Consider the following 20,699-nt stretch of genomic DNA (forward strand, 5'->3'; position numbering starts at 1 on the left):
GTCCCCTCCAGGTTGTCCGCCGCCACCTTGCGCCGCAGCACCTCCATCAGGTGCGCCCGCCCCGACTCCGGCGGCTCCCACATCAACAACCCATTCACCGCGTCCGTCCGGAACACCCGCGCCGCCAGCAGCGCCCCCAGCCGCAAGCCATGCACGAACACCGGCACCCCGGGGCTCGCCGCGCGCAGGTGCTCCAGGCCCGTGCGCACGTCCTCCTCCCAGCGCGGGAAGGTCATCTCATCGAAGCGGCCCGTGCTCTCCCCCGAGCCCCGGTAGTCCAATCGCAGCACCTCCACGCCCCGCTCCGCCAGATAGCGGGCCCACCGCACCCACACCACGTAGCCATGCGCGCGCTCCAATCCCAACGGCCCCGCGAGCAACACCGCCGCGCGGCGCTCCGCCCGGGCCCGATGGTGGACGTAATAGAGCGAGTCCTCGCCCTGGGTCAGGAACCCAGGTGACTCAGTCAAAGCCGGCATGTGAGTGGAGAGTCCCCCGCTGCGGTATCCCCGGATGCTAGGAACGCGCCGCCAAGCGAGTCAAACGGTCCTTCTCCGCTCGGCCCCTCAATCATTCCCAGACATGTCGCGCGCAGTCCCGGCGGACCCGTTGACACGCCGTAACACGTGCAAATCAGGAAGAAGAGGAGCCCTGTTGCTCGCGGCGGAAGCGCTCCGGGCTCAGGCCCCACCAGCGCTTGAAGGCGCGGTGGAAGGCGGCGGGCTCGGCGTAGCCCAGCAGGAAGGAGACCTCCGCGATGGACATCCGACGTCGCAGGTAGATGCCGGACAGCTCACGTCGCAGGGTGTCGACGATTCCCGCGTACGAGTGGCCCTCCTCGGCCAGACGACGCTGGAGGGTGCGGGGAGGCACGCGCAGCGCCCGGGCCACGGCCTGGAAGGACGCGTCCCCACCCGAGAGGGCCTGCCGCACCTGCTCGCGCACGCGGTCCGCCGTGGTGCTCAGCGCCGGGAGCTTCTCCAGGGCGCGCTGGGCCAGCCGCTCGAACATGGCGTGCAGCAGCGTGTCCGCGTGGACGAAGGGGCGGCTGGCGTCCTCGTGGGAGAACTCGATGTCGCTGAAGGGCGCGTCGAACTCCAGCGGCGCCTGGAACAGGGCCTGGTGCTCGGACAGGTCCTGGGGCGCCGGGTGGGCGAAGCGCACGCGCAGCGGGTGCACGTCCTCGCCGGTGAAGGCGCGCACGCCGGTGACGAACTGGCTCAGCGCGGCCTCCACCAGGTGCCGGTGCGCGGGCCGCCACGCGCCCACGGGCGTGAAGCGCATGCGCACGCCGCGCGCGGTGTCCTCCATCCGGAAGCGCTCGCCGTCGCCCCACACGCGCTGGTAGCGGACGCCGCGCTCCATCGAGTCGCGCAGCGTGGCGCTGGTGAGCACCACGAAGGTGGCCGGGTCGTCCAGGTCCACCATGTCCACGCGGGCGAGGTGCAGGCCCAGGTTGGCGTCACCGGACAGCGACTCCATCTGCTCCAGCAGGTCGTCGAGGACCGCGTAGGGGACGCGCAGCTCCGGGTCGTCCAGGTCCTCCAGGCTCAGGCCCACCGCGCGCCGCAGCAGCGGCTCCACGGGCAGCCCCATCCGACTCGCGATGCGCAGGGCCTGGCGCGCCAGTCGGGCGGAGAGTGACGGCACGCCACTGGAGGACGGCTTCGGCACACGGCGGACGGTAGTCGCCGGCTGGCGCGCGCGGCAAGCCGTTCTGGCGCGGGCTGTCACTGCGGCCGGGTGCTCGGGACGGCACCCTTGGCGCATGAACGACACCGTCACCGCTCGCGCCTGCGTGCCCCGGCTGCACCTCTTCGAGTTCATCGACCAGGACTGGTTCCCCCGCGCCCTGAGAGATCTGGCGACCGACTACCTGCACACCGTCAGCTCGCGCCTGGGCCTCTTCGACGGCGCCACGGAGGTGCTCGCGCGCGGACTGAGGGCCTCCGGGAGCGACGCGCTCCTGGATCTGGGCTCGGGGGGACGCGGACCGCTGCCCCGGCTCAAGCGCCTGCTGACGCAGAAGCACGGCGTGGAAGCGCGCGTGCTCCTGTCGGACAAGTATCCCAACGCGGAGGCCGCCGAGCGGGCGCGCGGCGAGGGCGTCACCTACCTGGAGCGCTCGGTGGACGCGCTGGAGGTGCCCTCGGACCTGCGCGGGATGCGGACGCTGTTCAGCGCGCTGCACCACTTCCGCCCCGAGGAGGCCCGGCAGGTGCTCGCGGACGCGCAGGCGAAGGGCGTCCCCATCGCCGCATTCGAGACGGTGCGGCGCACGCCGGCCGGTGTGCTCTCCATGCTGCTGGTGCCGGTGCTGGTGCTGCTCTTCACGCCGCTGGTGCGGCCCATGACGCCGCTGCGTCTGCTGCTCACGTACGGGGTGCCGGTGGCGCCGCTGCTCATCTTCTGGGACGGGCTGGTGTCGGCGCTGCGGGTGCACCATCCCCGCGAGCTCGCCGAGATGACCGCGTCGCTGGCGAAGGAGGGCTACACCTGGGAGGTGGGCGAGGTGAAGGCTCCGGGCAAGGCGGCCATCTCCTATGTGCTGGGGCTGCCCACGAAGTGACTCAGCGGACCTGCAGCAGGAGCGCGAGGACGATGATGCCGTTGAGGCCCAGGCCCACGGAGAAGTAGCCGCCGCTGGCCATGGAGACACCCGCGGCCATGTTGATATGGCCGATGTCCTCCCACGCCAGCTTGGCTCCGGCCTCGCCGCCGACGTTCAGCGCGCTGCCTCCGGCCACCGAGCGGGCGCCCATCATCAGCCGCGCGTAGGGGACGAACCAGGGCGACACGTAGTGCTGATAGCCCCCGAAGCCGTTGAGCTCGAAGAGGTCGGGGGGCCCCAGGACGGTGTTCACCCCGAAGCCCAGGCGCCGGTGGTTGAAGGCCATGGGCTGCAGGTTGAAGGACAGCTCCGTCGCGGCGCCCGCCTCGGACGTCACGCGGAGGGCGAAGACCACCTCCGTGTCCGGCTTGTTCAGCGCGAGGGCCTCGTGTCGGAAGTCCGACGCGAGCTGGAGGTCCCTGGGGCCGCCACGGGCCTCGTGCACCTCCGCCAGCGCGATGGCGGCGGACTCCTGGCCCGTGTCGTAGACCTTGCGCAGGGGGCGCTCGGCGCCGTTGTAGTCACCGGCCTCCTTGCGCAGCTCGCCCTCCGTCATGCACGCCGACAGGTCGCCTTCCTCACAGGCCTTGGCGAAGGCCTCGGTGGCGCGATAGCGGTCACCCTCGCGCAGGAGCTTCTGCCCCCACTCCGCGCACGGCAGCAACGCCCCCGGCTCGCACGAGGCAGGCACCGGTGGGGCCGTCGGTGTCGTCGCGCACGCCGTCATCCCGAAGAGACACATCGCCAGCAGTCGCCACGGCGTCATTGTCCGGAACATAACGAATATTCCGATGAGGCGGTATGGCGTCCAAGCACGAGGGGGGGCTGTCGAATTCCTGCAACGGTGTCTCGCGGCCTGTCTCCTCCCTTCAGGCGGGGGCGTTGCTGCCCCCTGTGACTCCTCGGGAGGACGACATGAAGGCGACGGCGAAGTACCTGGTGCTTCTCTCCATGCTGGTGGTGGGCTGCGGGAGCGACTCGAAGGGGGACGATGGGAAGGACGACGGAGGCGACACGACCTTCCCGGAGACCGTCGAGTGCGGCGACACGCGCTGCAAGCGCGCCACGGAGTACTGCGGGACCATCGTCACCGCGACGACCAGCCACGTGTGTCTGAAGAAGGAGGCGGGCTGCAACAGCTGCGAGTGCGTGAGCCTGGACACGGACCTCATCACGCAGACGGGGCGTCGGGACTGCGCCGATCGGCCCGAGGTCAACGTGTACTTCACCTGCGCGTATTACGACGACGTGGACTTCATCAAGACCTCGTGCACGGTGCGCGCGCGCTGAGCGTCTTCGACGGCCCTGGCCTCGGGCGGTAGGCTTCGCGGCCATGACCTCGGGAACGCGCGAGCGGGGCGACGAACAGGGGGAGTGGTCCCACGGCATCCGGCCCTATGCACCCCTGTGCACGCTCAAGCCCGTGGCGGAGGGGCTCTGGTGTGTGGACGGGCCCGTCATCGAGATGAAGGTGGGCCCCATCACCCTGCCCTTCCCCACGCGCATGGTCATCATCCGCCTGCGCTCGGGCGGGCTGTGGCTGTGGTCCCCCATCGCGCCCACGCCCGGGTTGTTCGCGGAGATCGACGCGCTCGGTCCCGTCGAGCACCTCGTCTCCCCCAACCGGCTCCACTACGTCTCCATCGCCGCGTGGAAGGCGCGCCATCCCCGCGCGACGGCCTGGGCGTCTCCGGGAGTGCGTGAGCGTGCGCGCTCGCAGAAGCTCGACGCCCCGTTCGACGCGGACCTCGCAGACGGCGCGCCGGAGGTCTGGGCGGGCGAAATCGACCAGCTCATCTTCCGAGGCAGCCGCTACATCGAAGAGGTCGTGTTCTTCCACCGGGACTCGTCGACGTTGCTCGTCGCGGACATGGTCATCGCGATGGAGCACGAGCGCGTCCAGCCTCGCTTCCGTTGGATGCTCACGCTCGGCGGGGCGATGTGGCCGGGACAGACGCCCAGGGAGGTCCAGCTCACGGCCTGGGGACGCAAGGCCGACGCGCGCGCCTGCTATCAGCGGATGCTCGCGTGGAGGCCCCAGCGCGTCGTCGTGGGACATGGGCGCAGCTACCTCGAAGATGCCCTGCCCCGGTTGGAGCGCGCCTTCGCCTGGGTGCGTTGAGCCGTCGCCCGGACGCCTCGCACCTGCCCCGCGGTACGAGGCAACCGAAGATTTCGGACAAGCGCCGTCTCCTCGGGGGTCGACCCGTCGTCGCCGTGGGACAACCACGGTCCGGGTCGAGTCCAGGCCGTGGGGGGGCACATGAGAACGATGCTCGTGGCGCTGTTCGTCGGAGTCTGCTGTGGGGCCGGCGTCGCCGTGGCGGCCGAGGACGCGCCGCCGCGGGTCGAGGTCGAGCAGATGGAGCGGCTCGCGGCCGCGTGCTGCGATGACTGCGACGGGACCTTCGGCACCTGCTGGGACGCTTACGAGGGCGAGGCCGATTGCCAGGCGGTGTGCACGTCGCGCCTGCGCGCCTGTCGCCGCACCTGCTGCTGAAGGCCTGTCCCCGGTCCCCTGCCCCGAGTCCCGAGGAGGAAGGCGGTGCCTTCCTGTCCGCCTGCTCTCCTTCCCAGCGAGGAAGACAACCCCGCGTTTCGGGGGGGGGCTTGCCCCTGGCCAGTCGGAGGATCCGCACCGAACTTGAGGGGCACTCAGGAGGATTGGTGGATACCGTCGCTCGTCAGCTCGACTCGCTGCCCCGCGCCCCGCGCGCGTCCCGGGAGGCCGTATGAAGGTGCCCGAGGTCCTGGAGCACCTGCCCGGCGTGGGCCCCCTGCTCGGCCGGATGGCCACCCCGATTGATGAGCCGCATCCGCGGAGGGACTCGACGCTCGTCCTGCCGACGCTCGATGCCCTCAAGCTGCCCGCCACGGAGCGCCAGCTCGGCGACGGGCGCGCCATCATCGTCCGTCACCCCGAGCCCCGCCCCACCACGGGTCCGGGGCTCACGGTGATGACGTACAACATCCTGCTCGGGGGCCAGCGCCGCGCCGCGCTGCTGGCGTACTTCGACGAGCTGGAGGCCGAGGGCCGCATGCCCGACGTCATCGGCCTGCAGGAGGCCAACGTCCCCATCTCCGTGCTGCTGGCGGCGCGCTACGGCTTCCACCTGGCGTACCACGGCAGTGACGGGCTCCACGGCACGCGGCTGGTCAACGGCAAGGCCTTCCTCACCCGGCATCCACTCGCGGACGCGGCGCACTTCACCTACGTCATCTCCGACGCCGAGCGCGCCGCCGCCATCCAGCGGCGAGGCGGGGACCCCTGTGAGATTCCCGAGGACCGGGGCGCGCTCATGGTCCGGCTGGAGGTCGCGGGGCTGCCCGTCGTCCTCTACAACGTGCACCACACGCTGGGGGACTCCGGCATCAACGCGCACAACATGCGCCAGCTGAACCTGCTGGTGCGTCACCGGGAGGCGCCCCACGCGGTGGCGCTGGGCGACTTCAACGCCAACACCGCCATCAAGACGGGTGGCTCCTGGCTGATGGCGCACCTGAGGACCTACGACGACACGGACACGGTGGAGGAGTACGCCGTGCGCTACGGCGAGCCGAACGCGAGCGTGGGCGACAAGGGCGTGGGCAACATCGCGGACCCGCGACTGCGGCACGAGCTGCACATGCTCGAGCAGGGGTTGCCGGAGACGATCGCTCACGCGGCCGTGACGCGGGTGCGCCTGCCCGGCGGAGCGATGATGACGCCGAAGCAGGCCTGCGCGGAGCTGCGCTCGGGGAAGGTGCAGCGAGGCAGCGAGCACTGGCTGCGATTGCAGGACATCGCGGACAGCGCGACGCTCACGTCCCTTCCGGACGAGTCCGGTGTGGTGCCAGCCACGGGCAAGCGCTTCGACAACTTCTACGCGAGCCCGGAGCTGGAGCCTGTCCTCTTCGAGGTGGACCGGAGCACGGAGTCCTCGGACCACCAGCCCGTCGTGGCGCACTACACGCCGCGACCCGCGAAGAGCCAGAACGGGAAGCCGGCGCCGACCCAGGCGACGTGAGGGTTTCGGGACGGCGGATTCGAACCTCGGGGTTCGAGTCCGTCCTCACCGTCACTCATCATCAAGGACACCGCGGCCCGAAAATTCAGGAAGTCCCCAACGAAAATAACAACCCAGGCCCCCATCCCGTCTCCTGCTCGCGGAATTCACGCTGGGAGAGGTCAACGCAATGGGTCGGATTGGCAGGAAGCTGCTGGGAAGCCTCACAACACTCGCGATGGGATGTCAGGGTGAAGTCCTGGAAGAGGAGGCGGAGTTCAGCCTCGCCTCCCTCCAGCGGGAGCTCGCCTCCCCCAGGGAGGAGTCATGTCTGGACATCCAGCAGGCCCGGCCCTCGGCCCCGGATGGGGAGTACACGCTGTATGTGCTGGGAGACCCGGCCTGGCCATGGCGCGTCTACTGCCACGGGATGACAGGAGTACCCAAGGAGTACCTGCCCCTCCAGGAGCGCACCCTCTTCTCCAACTTCTCCCAATACACCGCGGGCGTCGCCGCACCGGGCACCACCGTGCGCAGCCGGTACTCCAGGCTCCGCATCAATCCCTACACCCTGGAGGTGGACACCTCCGACACGACGTTCGCGACCAGCACGGGTGAGCTCGCTCACGCCGGCGTCCCCGTCACCTCCATGCCCTTCGCCACGGCGATGTCCTGCGACTGGGCTGACTCGGGCCGGGCCAACATCGACCTGCGTGGCACGCCGTTCAGGGTCGCCCCGGAGGCCTTCGTGGTGAGCGGCTGGGGCCAGGTCGGCTCCCAGGTCTACAGCTTCGGCGACCAGGTCGTCTCGCTGAAGGGCGGCGGGTACTGCGGCTCGAACGCGCCGCTCAATGCCGACGGGCTCACCGGCGGGAAGCTGCCTTTGTTCTACACCATCGCCAACGCCGCCTGGACGCCCGTCGCCCGCGTCTATCCACGCGACGGCTCGGAGGCCACCGCGCAGCCGCTGCAGCCCGGCTACTACCTCACCCAGGACCTGAACCTGGGCCCCCAGGGCCTCGGCGCCGTCCATGTCCCGCGCGGCTGGAGGGTCGTGCTCCATGCCGGCCCGGGCTTCACCGGCAGCACGCGCACCTTCACCGCCGACGCCGAACTCGTCGGCAACGGGTGGGATCGTCAGGCCCGCGGCATCGAGGTGAAGGCAGACGTCACCCTCTACGCCGGTCACGGCTATCAGGGCGCCAGACAGACGCTGCGCGCCGGCCGCTACGATCTGTCGCAGCTCACCATCGGCAATGACGCCCTGCGCTCGCTCGAGGTGCCGGAGGGCTTCCAGGTCACCCTCTACTGGCATGGCGGCTTCCAGGGCGGTCGGCTCATCCTCACCGAGAACACCGACCTCGCGGGCCACGAGTTCGACGCGCAGACCTCCAGCATCGTCGTCGAGTCCACCACCGCCCGGCACAACAACATCGTCCACGGCCGCTGGCTCTCCTCGGGAGGACAGGACAAGGGCAGCACACGCAACCGCGCCTTCACCGTCGACTACACGGGCCGCCCCGATGTCGTGAGCTTCGAACTGGAGGCCGGCGTCGACCCCTACCTCTACCTCCTGGATGCCAACGGACAGGTGCTCCTGGAGGGCGGGGAGACGCTGGGAGACGGCCGCGCGCGCCTCGCGTACTTCCTGAGCCCGGGCACGTACAAGCTGGTGGCCGCCACCGCCCAGGCGGGGCGGACGGCGGACTTCACGGTCCGCTCGGACAAGGCGCGCCTGAGCTATCCCCAGAAGCTCTGGGTGAGGACGGTGAACACCTTCACGTGGGCCTACGACGACAGCGGCACGGGCTCCCATGACGATGTCTCCGTCTGGCGTCCCGACCTCGGCCAGCACCCCGGCTACTACTCGCTGGGCGACATCGCCATGCCCGGCCATGGACAGGCACCGCGGATGACGTTCGCGGTCTCCGGCGAGGGAGACCTGCTCGCCAGGCCGCTCTATTACAACCGGATCTGGGAGGACGGCGGCACGGGAGGCAACCACGATGCCGCCTTCTGGCAGCCCGTGCCTCCCCCCGGCTACACCTGTCTGGGTTCCGTCGTGGAGCTGGGCTACAACGCGCCTCCCACGGACCGCATCCGCTGCGTCAAGGACGAGTACGTGCTGCCCGCGGGCGCCAGCTGGGTCTGGAACGACAAGGGCTCCGGCAAGGCGAGTGGAGACATCGCGCTGTGGCAGGCGGACCCCAGGGACCACCGCACGCTGGCGACGTCCACCTTCGTGGGCCAGGGGAACTACGACGGTCCGGATGGCTCGCGGTTCTGGGCCCTCAACAACAGCGCGCTCGCCAACCCGGAGCTGCAGGGCGGCTTCGTCGACGACCTCACGGTGCTCCGCTACGCCCCGCGCATCCGGCTCCACCCGAACGAGACGTACTTCCCCTCCGGGATGAATGACTTCGTGCCGAACATGGTGGACGACGGCACACGGTTGAGGACCCGTGACGCGCTCGCCTGCCCCGAGTGCACGAACCTGCCGTTCCTCCAGGGCAAGCGCCCGGACCAGCACGGCGTCCCCGTCTACGCGCAGATCATCCCGCGCACCCAGGCGGGCCTGCCCACGAACACCACGGACGTCGTCTATTGGCTGTTCTTCCCCTACAACCGTGGCAAGCCCATCTGCACCCAGTGGAATCCCATCCTTCGCACCTGCGTGCAATACACGACCTTCGACAACCACGTGGGGGATTGGGAGCACCTCACCCTGCGGTTCGTCGACGGCCGACCGACCCAGCTGGCCATGAGCCAGCGCGCGGGACGTCCGCCCACCCACTTCGCCAGCAAGGACCTGGCCCTGGTGGGCCTCCACCCCGAGGTCTACGCGGCCCAGGGCTCCCATGGCCTGTATCCGGCCCCTGGCCGATACACCTACGCCCAGGCCAACTTCAGCGAGTACTACCACGATGACACGGGGCAAGGCCTCGCCTGGGATGGCTGGAGCAACGCCGTCATCTTCCCCTGGCAGCCGGCGGGGACGTACACCACGCCCGGGCTGGAGCGGTTCAACCTCACCGTGGACTGGGGCAATGACAAGGCCGGCTGCGGCAACCCGAACCTGATCTACGTGAGCGACTGCATCCTCAACCCGGGCCCCAAGGCCCCCATGGCCCGACCGTTCACCCAGCCGGGCAGCCTGTCGATGCAATAGGCGCCGGAAATAACACGCGCTCCACCCCGCCGTCCTTTTGTCGAAGGAGACATCACTCCTTGGATGAAAGGACGGTCTTGCAAGAATGCCTCGGCGTCTTGGATGGAAGCGGTGGAGCGCCCTCGTCGTGCTCTGTATCGGTTGTCAGCCGGTGTCACCCGACGAGGTGACCCCGGAGGAGCCAGGGCCCGGAGAGCTGGACGCGCTGCGGGTGGTGGAGCAGCCGCTGGGGCCCGTGAGGGAGAAGTCCTGTCAGGAGATTCGCGCGGCCCGTCCCACGGCGGGAGATGGCGAGTACGCCCTGCACTTCATGGGAGACCCCGCCCGGCCGTGGATGGCCTGGTGCCATGACATGGCGGGGACGCCGCGCGAGTACCTCACGCCGCGTGAGCGGGGACAGCTCGCCAACTTCTCCCAGTACACCGCGGGAGGCGCGACCCCGGGCACCACGGTGCGCACCGTCTACACGAGGCTGCGCATCGACCCGCACACCCTGCGCGTGGACACGAACGACACGACCTTCGCGACCTCCACCGGGCAGGTTTTCCACGGGGGCCAGCCCATCACCTCCATGCCGTTCGCCACGGCGATGTCCTGCGACTGGGCGGACTCGGGCCGGGCCAACATCGACCTCCGGGGCACCGCGTTCAAGGTGGCGACCGAGGCCTTCGCGCTGAAGGGCTACGCCCAGCACGGCGCGAGCATCTACTCCTGGGGAGATCAGGTCGTCGCGCTGCGAGGCGGTGGCTACTGCGGCTGGAACGGCCCCGCGGACTCCAACGGGTTCGACGGGGGAAGCCTCTCCCTGTTCTACGCTGGCGCCGCGACGGCGTGGACGCCCACGGTGGGCGTCTACCCCGCGAGCACGTCCACGGCCCAGCCCCAGTCGCTGCAGCCCGGCTGGTACGACCACTCCGAGCTGCCCGTGGGCGAGGACGCCATCCACTCGGTGCGCGTGCCGCGAGGCTGGCTGCTCACGCTCTATCCGGACCGGGCCTTCAAGGGCACACCGGCCACCCTCACGTCGGACACGGACCTGACGGGCCAGGCGATCGACTTGAAGGCGTCGAGCCTCAAGGTGGAGGCGCCGGTCATCCTCTACACGGGCAATGGCTTCCAGGGGGCACAGCAGACGCTGCTCGCGGGCCGCTACGACCTGAGCCAGTTGACCATCGGCAACGACACGCTGCGCTCCATCCGCGTGCCCGAGGGCTACCGCGTCACCCTCTTCTGGCACGGCGGCTTCCAGGGCGAACAGCTCGTGCTCACCCAGGACACGGACCTCGCCGGACAGCCGTTCCAGGCGCAGACGTCCAGCATCATCGTCGAGTCCACCACCGAGCGGAATGACCACAACACCCTGCACGGACGCTGGACGCCGTCCGGCGGCCAGTTCCCGAGCAGCCTCGACAACCGCCAGTTCATCGTCGACTACACCGGAGCGCCGGACGTCGTGACGTTCGAGCTGGAGGCCAACGTCGGCCCCTACCTCTATCTGCTGGACACCAGCAACCGGGTGCTCGCGGAGGTCAACAACCGGGACGGCGGCCCCGTCGCGCGCATCTCGTATTACCTGAACCCCGGCACGTACAAGCTGGTCGCCGCGACGACGCTGGTGGGACGCGCGGGAGAGTTCACGCTCCGCTCCGACAAGGCACGCCTGCGAGCCCCGCTCCGGCTCTGGGTGCAGGCGACCAGTTGGTTCGATTGGATCTACGACGACTTCGGGACCCACGCGAACAACGACGTCTCCGTCTGGCGTCCCAATCTCAGCCAGCTGCCCGGCTACTACTCCCTGGGCGATGTCGCCATGCCGGACCACAACCCGGCGCCGAGGATGACCTTCGTGGTCAAGGGCGAGGGGGACGTGCTGGCGCGTCCGGTCGACTACACGTTCGTCTGGAATGACCGTGGCACGGGCGGCAGCCACGACGTCGGCTTCTGGCACCCCGTGGCGCCGCCGGGCTATACGTGTCTGGGTTCAGTGGCCCAGCTGGGTTATGACAAGCCGTCCACCGACCTCATCCGCTGCGTCCGCTCGGAGTATGTCCTTCCGGGCACCTCGAGCTGGCTCTGGAACGACCAGGGCTCGGGGGGACACAATGACGGCTCCGTCTTCCAGACGGGCGGCGTGGACCATCGCGCGCTGACGGTCCCCGTCATGGTGGGCCAGGCTGGCTACGGCGGCGCGGACGCCTCGCGCTTCTGGGCGCTCAACAAGAGCATGCTCGCCAATCCGGAGCTGCAGGGCGGGCTGGTCGACGAGCTGGCCGCGTTCCAGTACGCGCCGCGCATCTACCTCCACCCGGGGGAGTACTACATGCCCTCCTCGGTGGAGTTCTTCCTCGCGAACGTGCACGACACGGGATACCACCTGAAGACGAACCAGTCGCTCGGGTGCCCGTCGTGTACGGACCCCGCGTTCCTCGACGGTCAGCGGCCGGACCAGACGCACGTGCCCGTCTACATCCAGAAGGTCCGCCGCACCTCGCTGGGGATGCCCACGAACATCACGGACCTCATCTACTGGACCTTCTATCCCTACAACGCGGGCAAGGAGGTCTGCATCGGCTACGACACCGGAGGTGGCTGTCTGGGCGTGGGCAGGTCCACCTTCGGCAACCACGTGGGGGATTGGGAGCACCTCACCGTGCGGTTCATCGACGGGCGGCCCGCGTATGTCTACATGAGCCAGCACTCGCACGGCGGGCTCTTCGAGTTCGGGCACAAGGACATGGCGCTGTCGGGCTTCCGTCCCACGGCCTACGCGGCGCAGGGCTCGCACGCGCTCTACGCCACCCCGGGCAAGCACACGTACGAGTACCTCCCCAACAACGGCACGCTGGATGACATGACGGGCCATGGCGTGAGCTGGAACGCGTGGGACCGGCCGGTCATCTTCCACTGGCAGCCGATGGGGACGTTCACCGGCTCCCTGGCGTGGCTCAACATCACGTCGGACTGGGGCAATGACAAGGCGGGCTGCGACAACATCGTCTCGCAGCGCTCCGGCGAGTGCATCCTCAACGGGGGCCCCACCGCTCCGCTGAAGAAGGGCTTCGCGCACCCGAGCGCCCTGCAGTTGGAGTAGCCGCGCGCCGGCTCACCCGAAGAGCTTCGACCCGAAGGACTTCTTCTCCTTCGGTCGAGGCTCTTCGGCGGTAGGCCTGCCGCCCGCGTCGAAGTCGATGCGCGCCACCTGGAGGAGCCCCACCAGGCCGGTCAGGTCATCCGAGTCGCTCATATCGGTGAAGCGGACGCGGGCTCCGTGGGTGCGTGTCAGCGTTCCAGGGACCTTGGGTGCGGCGACCGAGGAGGGCGCGCAGGGCTCCGTCGAAGTCCTCCAGGCGAGCTCGCACGTTGAACGCCATCAGCCACCGGTCCGCGGAGGGCGCGGAGGACAACTCCGCGTCGATCAACTGGAGTGCCGCCTGGAAGTCACCCTTCGCGAGGTGCTGCTCGAACTGCGCCATGGCTCATGTGCCCCCGTTCGCCGCGCGGCGACCATAGCGTGCGCGTCGAGGACGTGGGAATGCGGGAGCCGGCCTCAGACGCTCATCGACCGCATGCCGTCCGAGGGCCTCATCATCGGCAGGTCCGAGACGGGCATGGACTGCATGCCGCTCGCGGGCGGCGTGCGGCCCATCAGCTTCTCCATCTCCGGGTTCGGCGGAGCGTCCTCGAAGGTGGACATCTCGTGGGTCATCGCCTGCTGCTTGCCGTACGGCGGCGTCTGCCCGGCGCGCTCCGCCGCCTCGTTCGCCTTCTTCTTGGCCTCCTCGGCGCGGCGCGTGGCCTCGGTCGTCTTGGCGGAGGCGGCCTGGAGCTGCTTCTTGGCGTCGGTCAGCGCCGCCTCGGCGACCTTCTCCGCGGCCTGGGCCTCCTTCAGGGCCTGCTTCGACAGCTCCTGCTGCTCGGGCGTCTGTCCGGGCGCCTTCGCCTTCTTCTCCGCCTCCTCACGCGCGCGAGAGGCCTCCGCTTCGGCCTTCTGGGCGGCCTCGGCCTGGCGACGGGCCTGCTTCTCCGCCTCCTTCGCCGCTTTCGCGGCGCGAACCTCCGCCTCCGCCCGCTTGCGTGCTTCGTCCGCGCGCTGCGCGTCATCCGTCTTCGGGCCCTGCTGCTGCCGCACCGACGAGCGATTCTCCACCTTGCTCAGCATGTTCACGGGTCACTTCCTTCCGAGCGCAATGAGGGACAGCCACCCCTTCTTCGCCAGGAGCGCCCACATGGTTACAGCGGGGATTTCCCGAGGATTTTCGCGCCACGTCCGGCCCCTCGGTCGCCTGGGGCTCACGGACGAGCGGCTCCCGCCTCGGGCTCGCGCGGTATAGGGTGCCCGGGTGCTGCTCAACGATGGCTATGTGTACCGCGAGAAGCTCGGGCGTCAGCCCGGCCGCAGCGCGCTCGCCCACCTCACGAACAAGTACCGTCACTCGACGGAGGAGGAGTGGCGCAGGCGCTTCGCGCGCGGAGAGGTGCGCCTCGATGACCGCGTCGCGGATGGCTCGGAGCCGCTGAAGGCGGGGCAGTGGCTGTGCTGGCACCGCCCGCCCTGGGAGGAGCCGGACGCGCCGCAGTCGTTCGACCTGGTGCACGAGGACGCGGAGCTGGTCATCGTGGTGAAGCCGAGCGGGCTGCCGACCCTGCCGTCGGGCGGGTTCCTCAAGAACACCCTGCTCTCCTTCGTCCAGGAGCGCTGGCCCGAGGCGGTCCCCATGCACCGGCTGGGACGCGCGACGTCGGGCCTGGTGCTCTTCACCCGGGCGCGCGACGCCGCGGTGCGTCTGTCGAGCGACTGGCGCGAGGGCCGCGTGAACAAACGCTATCGCGCGCTCGCGCAAGGCCTCGCCGTCGAGGAGACCTACGACATCCGCGCTCCCATCGGGCTGGTGCCGCACCCCAGGCTGGGAGAGGTGCATGGCGCCTGTGCGACGGGGAAGCCCTCACACAGCACGGCGAGGGTGCTGGAGCGACGCGAGGAGGACACGCTCTTCGAGGTCGACATCCACACGGGGCGCTCGGAGCAGATCCGCATCCACCTGGCCTTCATCGGCCACCCGCTCGTGGGAGACCCGCTCTTCGTCGCCGGGGGACTTCCGCACGCGGAGCACCCGGGCCTGCCCGGAGACGGTGGCTACCTGCTGCACGCCGAGTCCCTCGCCTTCACGCATCCGGGCTCGGGCGAGCGACTCCAGTTCCAGGCGCCGTTGCCGCCCGCGCTGCGGCTCGGCGGGTGATGCGCGGCTGTCCGGGGGCGTGCTTCCACCCGGACAGCCGTGACAGCGGACCGCTAGTCGATGGACTTCACCTTGTCGTCCGGGTCGAACGTCACGCGCACCTTGGCGAGCGACGACTTCCAGTAGGTCCAGGTGGTGGAGTTGAAGGACGCCGTCTCGTGCGGAGGCGGCGGGCCCCAGGCCATGCGCACGGCGGCGCGCGACATGCCAATCACCACCTCCGACGCGGAGACCTTCTTGCGGTCCTCGGGCGACAGCTCGGCGAGCTTGCCGGCCTGGTCCTCGGCGGCGAACGAGGCCTGGAACAGCGCCCACGTGTCCGCGCCGGAGCGCGAGTCGTTCTCGAACACGAACTCCTTGCCCGTCTCCACGACCTTGAACTTCACCTTCGAGCTGCCCTTGTCCAGCACCTCCACCTTCGTGTTGAACGGGAGGATGGGGCCCTTGAGGTAGTTCACCCACGACACCGTGTCGTCCTGGAAGTGGAAGTTCGCCGTCGCGTGGAAGAACTTCGGCGCCGGCGCGGGAGCCGGCTCCGCGGCCGGCGCGGGCTCGGGCTCACCGCCGTACGAGACGACCTTGCCGTCCGCGTCGAAGATCACCTCGAAGGTGGAGAACTTCGAGCTCCAGTACGTCCACTTCGTGCTCTCGAGCGACAGCGTCCGGTGCGGCGGCGGCGGGCCCACCGTCAGCAGCACCGCGTCCCGCGACATGCCCTTGGCGAGCGTGCCCGCCTTGACCTGCTTCTGCTCCTCGGGCGTGAGCGCCGCGATGCGCGCCGCGGGGTCCTTGGCGGAGAAGAAGCCGGGGAACAGCGCCAGCGCCGTCTTGCCCAGGCTCTTGTGCGAGACGAACCGGAACTCGGCGCCGGAGTCGACCACGCGGCAGCGGACCTCGTCGTCATCCCGCTCGAGGACCTGCACCTTCGTGCCCACCGGAAGCGACAGCCCCTTGCCCCGGTAGTTCACCGCGGAGAGCTGGTTCTTGTTGAGCAGGAGGTTGGCCTGGGCGAACACCACCTCGGCGTGAGCGGTCAGGGTCGTCAGCAGGCCCAGCGCGAGCAGGGTGCCGAGCGCGTTCTTTCGATTCATACGGTGGGTGTGCCTCGTCGTGAATGAGGGGCGTGCTTCTAGGCGCCCTTCAGGGGGTTTTCCAGTACCCCCGGGCCGCTTCCGACGAGGCCCGGCCCAACGCATTCACAGACGTGTGCTCAACTCTCCTTCTTGGAATCTGAATCGAGCTTCGGGAGCCCGACGCTGCGGGAGAGGTGCTTGAAGGCGGTGAGCCACATCTCCACCTCGCGCCGGGACAGCGCCGCGCGGGTGAGCGAGTGCATCATCTCCGCGAGCAGCGCGTCCGGGGCCTGCGTGTTGAGGAAGCCCACCTTCAGGAGGACCTGTCGCATCCAGGCCTGGAGGGCCTGCACCAGCCGCAGCGGGGCACCGTCCACGGCGCCGGGCGTGGTCTGCTCCACGTGTTCTCGCGCGCAGAGGTAGAGCAGGACGGCGGCCGCCTGGGCCAGGTTCATGGAGGGCTGCTCGGGCCTGGTGGGGATGACCAGGGCCTGCTGGCAGTGGCTCAGGTCCTCGTCGGACATGCCGCGCTTCTCGCCGCCGAGCACCAGGGCCACCTTGCCCCGCTGCGCGTGCAGCGACAGCAGCGCCACGGCGTCCTCGGGGGAGAGGGTCGACATGCCGCGCAGGTTCTGACGCGAGGTGGTGCCCATGGCGAAGACCACGTCCTCGAGGGCCTCGGGGAGCGTGGGGTAGATGCGCGCGGACTCGAGGATGTGGCCGGCGTGCACGGCCATGCGGCGCGCGCCGTCCATCTCCTGGAGCTGGGGGTCGGAGAGCACGAGCTCCGCCACGCCGAAGTTCGCGGCCAGGCGCGCCACGGCGCCGAGGTTGTCCGGGCCCTGGGTCTGGTGCAGCACGACGCGCAGGTGGGAGGTGAGAGCCATGCGGTCACCTTACCCGCCACGTGTGGACCCGTCGCGGACATCCGCACGGGCCCGGCCCCCAATCTCCGGGAAGCGATCGTAGGCGCGCTTGAGTGCGTCCAAGTGGGCGCTGCCATCGAGTTCAAGCGGGGCTTCGGTGAGCTGCACCACCCACCCGCCCGACGCCGTGCGCCTCGCCCGCGAAAGCAGCTCGGCGTCGCGTGAGGAGTCTGGGAATCCAATGGTTCGCGCAGCGGCGGCAGACCAATAATTCAGCCACCCAAGGTAAAACGGAATCTCGGGCGAGCGGATGTGCTCGAAGAGCTTCAGGGCCGGCAGCCCGCGTCGTGGGGACGGTGGCCCCCCCTGTGTGGGGGCTGTCTGATACGCGATGTCCACCGCGGCGTCGGACGGCGTCGCGCGCCCCCACAATGCACACGCCCCCTCCGCCACGCCCTCGAGCACCGCCACCGCTGACGCGATCACGCGCTCGTCCAGTGGAAGCCTTACATGTATTTCAGACAGGGGCTGGCCGCCTGGGCTGCGGCGTCCCGATCTTCCCCTCCCGTTCACCGTCACGGGGTAGCGCTCATCCCCGTTGCACAAGAGAGGGAATTTCCCATCCTGTGTGTTTTCTGCGAGCCACGCATCGCGCTGTGGCAATTCGATGGGGCGCCCCCCACCGGAGAGCCGCCACTCCAGGCGCAAGCCGGGGAGCGCCTTTTCCATCCCATGGACAATATCGAGCGTCCGCCGGTCGTTGCGCACCAGCGCAGGCGCATAAACGATGATGCCGAGGCTGTTTTGCGTCGTCATCGTTTGCACCCCGTGACGACGATATTGAGGGACTGATCCCGTTCCAGCAGCGCATCTTTGTGCGCTTGGGTACTCACCCCAATCGTGTAGCCGTAGCCGCATGCCTCCGCAGCGTCCTGCTCCTTTTCCAGTTGCTCCATTTCCTTCTCAATCTCCCGCGCCTGGATGAAGGCCGGATATGTGTCGAATCTGTGGGTCTTGATCTCCCACAGCATGCGTACACCCACTTGCAGCGCATCAAAGCGGCTTCCCGCCACGAGCACGTCCATACCGGGGTAACGGTTGGGCGGAAACTTATCGGCGCACGCGTCATGCGCATCATCCCTGCCCGCGTGCGGCACGAGGATGGGTTGGCACTCCGGGCGGCGCTCCAGCGTCACTGGGGGAGGCGGGATGCTCCTGTTCGCGTTGCCCCTCTCCACTGCGGGGCTTGCCTCCGGCTCCTGCGAGGCCCGAGGAGCGTCTCCGGCCCAAAGGCCCGGCTCCTGGGTTGGCGGCAAGACGCGCTTGTGGGGACTCCGAGGTAGGGGCTCGGGGCGAACCTGTCCTGGCTGCCCGGGGGTGGGAAGGCCCGTACCAGGAACAGCAGGTGGGCGTACCGGAGCCCAAGCGTAGGTGTCAGACGCTTCCTGCGCCGCAGGCGCCTTTTGAGGAGTGGCGCACCCAGCCAAGACTACGGCAGTGGCATGGACGAGTGTGCCGCAAGTTCGGAAGTCCATTCGACATCGTCCATGTGGAGGACGGGCTCCTTGGTGGCCCGTATACCTCAAGGCACTTCACTTCGTGCAGACGCCGCCAGCGCGTCTCCGGGCCTACTTCTTCCAGCCCGGGCCCACGGACATCTCGTAGTCGAGACGAACGGTTTGTCCGGGCTCGACCCGGAAGTCCGTGCAGCGCTCGAAGCTCGTGCAGATGACGTAGTCACCCGAGGCCAGCTCGGCCTCGTAGAACCCGTCGTCGTCCGACTTCACCGAGGCCACCAGCTCACCGTCGGACGGCGTGCGGATGCTCAAGTCCATCGACCGCGGCTCGGGGTCACAGGAAGAGGAGCACACGTCGTCGACGTACTCGGTGAGCCCGTAGACACCCTGGGAGATGGTCCGGGCCGCTTCGGGATCGAACTCGCCACACGCCACACCGCAGGCGACGACCGCGGTGAGTGCTGCCTTCCGGAGAAGAGAGGACGCTTTCATGAGCGAGACTCTAGCGCAGGTGACTGTGCGCTGTCCGAAGAAGGCCAGGCCAGCCACAGCGCGCTCGCGACGAACGAGGAGATGGCTGTCCAATAATAGAAGCGGAACTCGGCGCTCACGCAGACGGGGAGATACGCCAACGCATAGCAGGCGCCCGAGGCGGCCACGCAGAACATCAACCCGCCATCCAACGCGCGACGGCGCCAGCCCACGACCGCCAGCGCCAGCGTCAACGCCAGCCACGGTGCGCCACTGGCCGCGACCCACGGGAACTCCTCGCGCATCGCCGACAGGGCCCGATGGACCGCGGTGTGGGTTCGCAGCGTCAAGCCCAGGTCGTTGGGATCGATGACGCGGTGGAAGCTCCCGATGTCCCGATAGTAGCTGTCGGAGGAGTCTCCCAGGCCGAGGCTCGCGGAGTACGCCGACAAGCGGTGCCGCAGATACGAGCCTGGATGCGTGCGCACGACCCGGAGCCACTCGCGTGTCAGGGCATCCCTTGCTTCGAGCACCTGCGTCGTGGAGATGGAGCCACGCGCCGGTTCTCCCCATAGAAGCGGAGTGATGGACCGGGGGTCATACAGTCCGCCCAGCTGCTCCGGAGTCCATTGCCACCGCTCCACGAGCGGCGAGCCATCCATCGCCGAGGGCTCGCGCACGTAGACGCCCACCACGTCGAACACCAGCAGCGCGCCGGCGATCCACGACTTCTGCGCGCCCATGGCTCGTTCGACGAAGCCCGGGGCGCACGCCAGGATTCCGAGCAGGATGCCACCGGCGATGAAAGGGCGAGCCCGCTCCTTCATCAGCGCGGGGACGCGCGCCACCACCATGGGCACCAGCCACACACTGGCGACGATGGCGTTGTGCCGTGTCAGGGTCGCGAAGACCAGACAGGCGAAGGCCCAACCCGGACGCCCTCGGGTGAGCAGCACCGCCGTCCCCAGCAGCATCACCGCGTTGAACACGTCCTTCCAGAGCGTCACCCCGACGGCCCAGGTGCTCGGCAGCAGGCAGTACACGACGAGCAGCGCGAGCGCCCCCAGCCCGCGTCTTCCGGAGACACGCCCGAGCAGGAGGACAGGGCCCAGCGACAGCACCAGGAGCTGGAGGGCCAGCAGCGGCCAGGTCGAGCCCGTCAGCGCGAAGGACTTCCCCAGCACGAACGAGAAGAAGGGAGAGTGCCAATCCGAGTAGCGACCCGCACGCCCCTGCGCCAGCATGTCGAGCGAGTCGCTGGAGAGCAGCCCGGGCTGGAAGGCCACGAAGAGCAACACGCCCCAGACGCTCATCAGCGCCAGCCGCGCGCGCCAGGTCCCGAGCACCGCGAGCAGACGGCTGCCGGCCGACATCGAGGCGGAGGGCGTCTGCTCGACCTCGGGCGTCGAGCCCTTCGGAGCAGGCGTCGACGGTTCCACCTCCGGCAGGGGCCGGACTTGCATCCCCATGGGGCATGCCCTCCGCGCGGTTGAATCCATCCGGAGCCTGTCAGGCAGGCCCCTGGAGCCAAAGGGTTCATCACCTCGGGAGCGTCGCCCAAGCGACATTCGTCGGGTCGATACTCCGTCTCTTCGCCGAAGGCTCAGCGGTGGGCGAGGACCCGCTGGGGCAGCCGGTGCTCGGTCGAAGGCCGTGGTCATCGCCTTGCAACGCTCTGCCTCCTCGCCGAGCATCCGCCCGTGTCTTCACGCCCCTCCAGGTCCTCACGCCGCACGCACTGCTCGTGGACAGGTCCGCGGTGAGCGCCC

General features: G+C 69.2%; 19 protein-coding genes. 8 read left to right on the forward strand and 11 right to left on the reverse strand.

Annotated elements, in window-relative coordinates; translation table 11 throughout:
• Together FL311_RS00555 and FL311_RS00560 are read right to left on the reverse strand one after the other, a co-directional pair.
• A partial coding sequence (locus FL311_RS00555) for an alpha/beta hydrolase (protein ID WP_194868988.1) occupies nt 1–479 on the reverse strand: 479 nt, incomplete at its 3' end.
• A 154-nt stretch (nt 480–633) separates the two neighbouring features.
• On the reverse strand, nt 634–1,650 hold the full coding sequence (locus FL311_RS00560) for an AraC family transcriptional regulator (RefSeq protein ID WP_228556595.1): 1,017 nt from the start codon (nt 1,648–1,650) through the stop codon (nt 634–636).
• Between the two features lie 118 nt (nt 1,651–1,768).
• Here FL311_RS00560 and FL311_RS00565 point away from each other — a divergent pair, with 118 nt between their 5' ends.
• Nucleotides 1,769–2,569 (forward strand): hypothetical protein, encoded by an 801-nt coding sequence (locus FL311_RS00565; protein WP_141322835.1) that lies wholly within the window; start codon nt 1,769–1,771, stop codon nt 2,567–2,569.
• A 1-nt stretch (nt 2,570) separates the two neighbouring features.
• Here the strand turns inward: FL311_RS00565 and FL311_RS00570 are convergent, their stop codons facing one another.
• Nucleotides 2,571–3,389 carry a lipopolysaccharide assembly protein LapB gene (locus tag FL311_RS00570; protein ID WP_141322836.1) on the reverse strand — a complete coding sequence of 273 codons (819 nt, stop codon included), beginning with the start codon at nt 3,387–3,389 and terminating at the stop codon, nt 2,571–2,573.
• A gap of 137 nt (nt 3,390–3,526) precedes the next feature.
• Between FL311_RS00570 and FL311_RS00575 the strand changes: the two genes are divergently transcribed.
• The 6 genes from FL311_RS00575 to FL311_RS00600 all read left to right on the forward strand — a co-directional run bounded on the left by FL311_RS00575 (nt 3,527) and on the right by FL311_RS00600 (nt 12,857).
• On the forward strand, nt 3,527–3,901 hold the full coding sequence (locus FL311_RS00575; protein ID WP_194868990.1) for a hypothetical protein: 375 nt from the start codon (nt 3,527–3,529) through the stop codon (nt 3,899–3,901).
• A 43-nt stretch (nt 3,902–3,944) separates the two neighbouring features.
• Complete coding sequence (locus tag FL311_RS00580; RefSeq protein ID WP_141322838.1) at nt 3,945–4,733, forward strand: DUF4336 domain-containing protein; 789 nt, start codon at nt 3,945–3,947, stop codon at nt 4,731–4,733.
• 141 nt (nt 4,734–4,874) lie between these two features.
• Nucleotides 4,875–5,111 (forward strand): hypothetical protein, encoded by a 237-nt coding sequence (locus tag FL311_RS00585; RefSeq protein ID WP_141322839.1) that lies wholly within the window; start codon nt 4,875–4,877, stop codon nt 5,109–5,111.
• Nucleotides 5,112–5,343: 232 nt separating this feature from the next.
• Entirely contained in the window at nt 5,344–6,618 is a 1,275-nt protein-coding gene (locus tag FL311_RS00590) for an endonuclease/exonuclease/phosphatase family protein (RefSeq protein ID WP_141322840.1), read from the forward strand.
• 169 nt (nt 6,619–6,787) lie between these two features.
• Entirely contained in the window at nt 6,788–9,766 is a 2,979-nt protein-coding gene (locus tag FL311_RS00595; protein ID WP_141322841.1) for a Vps62-related protein, read from the forward strand.
• A gap of 127 nt (nt 9,767–9,893) precedes the next feature.
• Nucleotides 9,894–12,857: a Vps62-related protein gene (locus tag FL311_RS00600; protein ID WP_194868991.1), complete on the forward strand. Its 2,964-nt coding sequence runs from the start codon at nt 9,894–9,896 to the stop codon at nt 12,855–12,857.
• A 12-nt stretch (nt 12,858–12,869) separates the two neighbouring features.
• On the opposite strand, the gene FL311_RS00605 is transcribed toward FL311_RS00600, so the two are convergent.
• Together FL311_RS00605 and FL311_RS00610 are read right to left on the reverse strand one after the other, a co-directional pair.
• Entirely contained in the window at nt 12,870–13,010 is a 141-nt protein-coding gene (locus tag FL311_RS00605) for a hypothetical protein (protein WP_153882661.1), read from the reverse strand.
• Between the two features lie 303 nt (nt 13,011–13,313).
• Entirely contained in the window at nt 13,314–13,931 is a 618-nt protein-coding gene (locus FL311_RS00610) for a hypothetical protein (protein WP_141322843.1), read from the reverse strand.
• 175 nt (nt 13,932–14,106) lie between these two features.
• Between FL311_RS00610 and FL311_RS00615 the strand changes: the two genes are divergently transcribed.
• Complete coding sequence (locus FL311_RS00615) at nt 14,107–15,003, forward strand: RluA family pseudouridine synthase (protein WP_141322844.1); 897 nt, start codon at nt 14,107–14,109, stop codon at nt 15,001–15,003.
• A 53-nt stretch (nt 15,004–15,056) separates the two neighbouring features.
• Here the strand turns inward: FL311_RS00615 and FL311_RS00620 are convergent, their stop codons facing one another.
• From FL311_RS00620 to FL311_RS00645, 6 genes are all read right to left on the reverse strand, one after another.
• Nucleotides 15,057–16,094, reverse strand: coding sequence for a hypothetical protein (locus FL311_RS00620; protein WP_141322845.1), 1,038 nt, complete (start codon nt 16,092–16,094; stop codon nt 15,057–15,059).
• 119 nt (nt 16,095–16,213) lie between these two features.
• Nucleotides 16,214–16,963 carry an RNA methyltransferase gene (locus FL311_RS00625; RefSeq protein ID WP_141322846.1) on the reverse strand — a complete coding sequence of 250 codons (750 nt, stop codon included), beginning with the start codon at nt 16,961–16,963 and terminating at the stop codon, nt 16,214–16,216.
• A gap of 9 nt (nt 16,964–16,972) precedes the next feature.
• The gene (locus tag FL311_RS00630) at nt 16,973–17,758 is read right to left on the reverse strand and encodes a DUF5953 family protein (RefSeq protein WP_141322847.1); all 786 of its coding nucleotides are present in this window, start codon (nt 17,756–17,758) and stop codon (nt 16,973–16,975) included.
• Entirely contained in the window at nt 17,755–18,138 is a 384-nt protein-coding gene (locus FL311_RS44870) for a DUF6310 domain-containing protein (protein ID WP_228556596.1), read from the reverse strand. The genes FL311_RS00630 and FL311_RS44870 overlap by 4 nt, the downstream gene beginning before the upstream one ends.
• Nucleotides 18,139–18,570: 432 nt before the next feature.
• The gene (locus tag FL311_RS00640) at nt 18,571–18,951 is read right to left on the reverse strand and encodes a hypothetical protein (protein WP_141322849.1); all 381 of its coding nucleotides are present in this window, start codon (nt 18,949–18,951) and stop codon (nt 18,571–18,573) included.
• A complete protein-coding gene (locus FL311_RS00645) occupies nt 18,948–20,399 on the reverse strand; it encodes a hypothetical protein (RefSeq protein WP_141322850.1) in 1,452 nt (483 codons plus the stop codon). Before FL311_RS00645 ends, FL311_RS00640 begins: the two co-directional genes overlap by 4 nt.
• Nucleotides 20,400–20,699 lie beyond the last annotated feature (300 nt).

Origin of the sequence: Myxococcus sp. AB025B (genome assembly GCF_006518215.1) — a bacterium.
Lineage (GTDB): Bacteria > Myxococcota > Myxococcia > Myxococcales > Myxococcaceae > Myxococcus > Myxococcus fulvus.